Raw genomic sequence first — 5,285 nt, forward strand, 5'->3', positions numbered from 1 at the left:
AAATAAATCCGCAATCACCATCAAGCTTTGCCAAAACCCCCGCCGGTCGCCCCCGGCGGGTTTTGCGTTGCTGCGGGCCCCTGAGCACTCTTCCCAAAGCATCAATTTTGCGCCGGAAAGTAGCTAGGCGATCGAGCGGGCTGGCAGCGCTGCCACCTCATCCTCCGGCTGGCGGCGCCCATGCGAGGCGTTCAGCAATTGACGGACCCGCACCGCCGGCACCGGCCGGCTGAACAGGTAGCCCTGGGCTTCCGTCACGGTGCCGTCGGCCGAGATCAGCTCGAGCTGCTCGTTGGTCTCGATGCCTTCGACAACGACCAGCATGCCGAGATCGGCGGACAGCCGCGCCACGCCGCGCAGCAGCGTCAGCGGACGGTCGGCTTCGATGCCCTCGAGGAAAGAGCGATCGATCTTCACTTTCTGCAACGGGAAGTTATGCAGATAGCTGAGGCTGGAATAGCCGGTTCCGAAATCATCCAGCGAAATCCGCACCCCGATGGCGCGCAGCTGCGACAGCACGTCGTGGGTCAGCTGGGTGTTGCGCAAGAGCGAGGATTCGGTGATCTCGATCTCGAGCCGCTCCGCCGGCAGCCCGGAAACCTCCAGTGCATAGCGCACCTCGCTCAGCACGTCGCGCTGATGGAACTGCTGCGGCGAGAAATTGACCGCAACGCTGACGGCTTCCGGCCACTTCATGCATTCCATGCAGGCCTTGCGCAGGATCCAGCGGCCGAGATCGACAATCAGGCCCATGTCCTCGGCGACCGGAATGATTTCGACCGGCGAGACCGTGCCGCGCACTGGGTGGTTCCAGCGCAGCAGCGCCTCGCAGGTCGACAGCTTGCCGGATTTGAGATTGACCAGGGGCTGGTAGAACAGCTCGAATTCCTCGTTGGCCAGCGCCTTGCGCAGATCCAGCTCCAGGATGCGGCGCGACTCCACGGACTGCGCCAGTTCGTCGCGGAAGAAGCAGAAGGTGCCGCGGCCGTCCGCCTTCGCCCGGTACAGCGCCATGTCGGCATTCTTCAGCAGCGTGTCGGCGCTGATGCCCGGAGACGTCGTGGCGATGCCGACACTGGCGCCGATCTCGACCAGGTGATTGTCGATCTTGTAGCGCTCGCTCAAATGATCGACGATGCGGCGCGCCAGGATGGCGGCCTCGTCGCTGGACCGGATGTTCTGCTGGAACACCACGAATTCGTCGCCGCCAAATCTCGCCACGAAATCCTCGGGCCGCAGCATGTCGCGCAGGCGGCCGGCGACCGCGCACAACAGCTGATCGCCGCAGGGATGACCGAGAGTGTCGTTGACCTGCTTGAACTGGTCGAGGTCGACAAACAGCAATGCCGACATCTGACCAGCCTTGTACGGAACCTTGAGAAGGCGCTCGATCTCGTCGCGGAAATTGACCCGATTGGGCAGCGCGGTCAGTTCGTCGTAGCGCGCCAGATGGCTGATCCTGGCCTCTGTGTTGCGCCGCTCGGTGATGTCCTCCAGCAGCACGACGGCGCCGCCGTCGGCCATCGGCTGGAACGTCCAGGACAGCGAGCGGCCTCTCGCCGGGTCGGGGTCGGTGGTGACGATGTCCCTGGCTTGCGAGTGTTCGATCTCCGAAAGAATGATCTTCGCGCTCATGGCCGAAAGCGTTCCGGCCAGCACACAGGCGTTGACGATGTCGGCGGCGGTTGCTCCGCTACAGACCTGAACGGGAGACAAACCCATCATCTCGGTGAAGCGATGATTGACGACGGCGAGTAGCCCCCGCGCGCCAAACATGCACAAGCCGTGCGGCATGTTGTTGAGGGCCGTATCGAACTGGCTCGCCAGCGCCGCCTCGCGTTCCCTGGCGACCAGCGCGCGCACGAAGATCTTCTGCAGGCTGATCGAGATGTGCTTGAGCGCCAGGAAAAACGGCACGTTCAATAACGCCATGCCGGCGTAATAGGGGCTGCCATAAAGCAGGAGGGCCACCGTCAAGGGGCCGATCGCCAGCAACATCTGGACATGAAATATCCACGGCCGGCCATAGGTACGAGCACCGCCAGCCGCGACGTAGCAGAGCGTGACCGAGGTGCAGATCATGTGCGCGGCCGGATCATCGCTACCCAGAATCGCCACGATGCACCAGAGGCCGAGCGCGGCCGCATAGAGCATCGCGCCCACCTGGTAGCGAATCTCCCAATGAGCCACCAACTCCGGCGTCAGGGATGATGTGTGGCGCTGATAGTGACGGGTGTCGAGAGCCCGAACCGCACCGGTGACAACCAGCAGCGCGACACAAGGCCAGAGCCAGCCGTTGCCCGTCTTCAACGCCGTCATGACGGCGGCAATCGCCGCGCAGAGCGCACCGGCAAACAGCGGACCCGGATCCTGAAATAACGAATCGATCAGCGCCGCGTAGATCGATGGCGGCATCTTCTGGTCGGAGTCTGTCGGCGGGCCAGCAAGCTGCATTGGGGGCGGACTTCCTGTCGGAGGTCCGTAGTTTTACCTCTACGGAATGAAGCCTTTCTGAGCGAACATCGTTAGCAGAATATTGTTTTTGATTTCCGGGAACAAAAATCCGCGTGGCAAATCAGCAAGCTAGGCAAGCCTTGCCGGGTTCGGTCAACCGACCAAACACCCGACTTGCGGCCGACGCCACCTAAGATAGAAGCGGCGACCATGCCGGGTCGGAGGCGAATCCCGGGGTCGGCACCTTCTGTTCGAAGCGGCCCGAGACATCGATGGAAAACAGCGAGGGGCCGCTATTGCCGCCGGGGTCGCGGAAGAACATCAGCACCTGGCCATTCGGCGCGAAGGTCGGACCTTCGTTGTGAAAGCCCGCGGTCAGGATCCGTTCGTCCGAGCCGTCCGGCTTGAGGAGGCCGATCGCGAACTGCCCGCTGCCCTGCTTGGTGAAGGCGATATAGTCGCCGCGCGGCGACCAGACCGGGGTCGAATAGCTGGCGTTGGTGTCGTCCTTGCTGAAGGAGATGCGCTGCGCAGTGCCGCCGCCTGCCGGCATCACATAGATTTGCGGCTTGCCGCCACGATCGGATTCGAAGCAGATCTGGCTGCCGTCCGGCGAGTAGGAAGGCGACGTGTCGATCGCGGGCGTGTCGGTGAGCCGGGTGGTCGCCTTCGAGCGCAGATCCATCACGAACAGGTTCGAATTACCGCCCTGCTGCAGGCTCATGATGATGCGCTGGCCATCCGGCGAAAAGCGCGGCGAAAATGACATGCCGGGAAAATTTCCGACGACCTCGCGCTGCCCGGTCTCGATATTGTAGAGATAGACCCGCGGGTCGTCCTGGCCGAATTCCATATAGGTGATTTCCTGGGTCGACGGCGAGAACCGCGGCGTCAGCACCAGATCGCTGCCCTTGGTCAGGTAGTGCACATTGGCGCCGTCCTGGTCCATCAGCGCGAGCCGCTTGACCCGCCGCTCCGCCGGCCCGGACTCGTCCACGAACACGACGCGGCTGTCGAAATAGCCGCCATAGCCGGTCAGCTTCTCGTAGATCTGGTCGGAAATGATGTGCGCGATGCGGCGCCAATATTCCGGCGCGGTGAAATATTGCTGGCCGGTGAGCTGCTGGCCGGAGGCCACGCTCCATAGCCGGAATTCGGCCTTCAGGCGGCCGTCGGGCTGCCGGGTCATGCGGCCGGTGACAAGGTTCTGCGCGTTGATGGTCTGCCAGTTCTGAAAATTCGGTGCGGTGTCGATGTTCGTGATCCGGTCGATGAATGCCGCCGGATCGATCGGCGCAAAAAATCCGGAGCGTTTCAGATTATTGGTAATGACCTGTGCGACGCCGGCGCCGACATCGCCGTCCGCCGGCGTACCGGCCACGAAATTCGGGATCGCGATCGAGATCGGCGCTGAGTTGGGGGTCACACGCAATGACGTCTGGGCACTGCCCCGCGACGGCAGCAGCAGAGCCGCTGCGGCGCCAGCGCCCCCGATCAGGACATCTCGCCGGCTGCGCGACAGCGGAGGAAGAAAACAGGACTTCACGGACATTGCTGACTCTTTTCCAATTCATCAACCGCTAGACATATCCGGACCGAAATCGATGTCCATGTACTTCCATTGATCATAGGTCTCGTCGCGCAGCATCGTGTAGGGCTGGCCCTGCAGCAGGGCTCGAATGGCGGCGTCCGCCGCCGCCTTCGACCGCGCCGAGCTACCGACCGAGACCACCTGAGGAGCAGCGGCGAGACGGCGATCTCGGTTCAGCCAGATCCGCACCGTGACATTGAGTTCGCCCGGATTTTCGATCCCAGGCGGCACGTTCCACAGGTCGTGCAGGCGCGCCCGCATGGCGGCGAGTTCCGATTGCGACAGCGTCGCGGCGGTGCCGCGCGAGGTCCCAAGCGATGCCGACGCATTCAGCACCGCGCCGGTCACGGCCTGCCGGGTGGGATCGCGCTTGTCGACCAGCGCCGCAATTGTCTCGGTGTCGAATTTGTATTCGCGCTTCTTGGTCGGAGGCGGAGGAGTCGATTTGGCCTCGGCCTTGGGCTTGGGTTTCTTGGCCGCTTCCGACTTCAAGGCTTCCGCGATCGGATCGATCTTGGGCGGATCCGGCTTCTTCTCGATCGGCTTGGGATCTTCCTTCGGCTTGCTCTCGGTGACCGGTTTCGGCGGATCGGGTTTTTTCTCGACCGGCTTGTCAACTGGCGGCGTCGGATCGGGCGCGGCGTCGGTCACAATGGGCTGCTTCTTGCTGATCTTGCCGACGGCGTCATCCACCGGCGTGGCCTCAGCGACCTTCTCGACCAGGGGCTTCGGCTTGTCCTTCTCGCCGGTCTTGATGCCGGCAGTGATCTTGGACAACTGGTCCGCGGAAATGACGTCGATCGGCAGGGACTCCTCCGGCGGCGCTTCGAGCGAACGGGTGGAAAACGAGATCAGTCCCCATCCCAGCACCAGGACGTGGAGCGCGACCGACGCAGCGAGGGTCTTGTCGACTTTCACCGGATCACGACCCCTGGTCCACCTCGGTCACCAGCGCGAGCTTCTTGTAGCCCGCGCCCGACAACTGGCCCATGACCCTGGCCACCGTTCCGTAATCGGCCTTCTTGTCGGCCCGCAGATAGAGCCGTTCATCGAGTCCACCACGGGCGTCGGTGATCGCCTTCAATTTGGGAATCAAGTCCGCAAGCGGGACCTCGGTATCGTTGATGAACACCTTGCCGTTGACGTCGACCGAGAGCTGCAACGGCTTCTGATCCTGATCGAGGCTCTTGGCCTGGGTTTGCGGCAGATCGATCGGGACGCCAACCGTCAACAACGGCGC

General features: G+C 63.0%; 4 protein-coding genes. All 4 read right to left on the bottom strand.

The features are described 5' to 3' along the window. Window positions 1-123: 123 nt before the first annotated feature. Window positions 124-2,454, bottom strand: a complete 2,331-nt coding sequence (locus WCB02_RS37600; RefSeq protein ID WP_423967014.1) for a putative bifunctional diguanylate cyclase/phosphodiesterase — start codon at window positions 2,452-2,454, stop codon at window positions 124-126. Window positions 2,455-2,644: 190 nt separating this feature from the next. Then, the gene (gene tolB, locus WCB02_RS37605) at window positions 2,645-4,006 is read right to left on the bottom strand and encodes a Tol-Pal system beta propeller repeat protein TolB (protein WP_423967016.1); all 1,362 of its coding nucleotides are present in this window, start codon (window positions 4,004-4,006) and stop codon (window positions 2,645-2,647) included. A gap of 21 nt (window positions 4,007-4,027) precedes the next feature. After that, window positions 4,028-4,963, bottom strand: a complete 936-nt coding sequence (locus WCB02_RS37610) for a protein TolA (protein ID WP_423967018.1) — start codon at window positions 4,961-4,963, stop codon at window positions 4,028-4,030. Window positions 4,964-4,967: 4 nt separating this feature from the next. Further along, the coding region (locus WCB02_RS37615; protein WP_423967021.1) for an ExbD/TolR family protein at window positions 4,968-5,285 on the bottom strand (318 nt) is incomplete at its 5' end.

The organism is Bradyrhizobium sp., from assembly GCF_049581145.1.
Classification (GTDB): domain Bacteria; phylum Pseudomonadota; class Alphaproteobacteria; order Rhizobiales; family Xanthobacteraceae; genus Bradyrhizobium.

Coding starts and splice junctions, on each gene's coding strand:
- WCB02_RS37600 (WP_423967014.1), bottom strand. CDS start 2,454: ATGCAGCTTGCTGGCCCGCCGACAGACTCCGACCAGAAGATGCCGCCA.
- tolB (WP_423967016.1), bottom strand. CDS start 4,006: ATGTCCGTGAAGTCCTGTTTTCTTCCTCCGCTGTCGCGCAGCCGGCGA.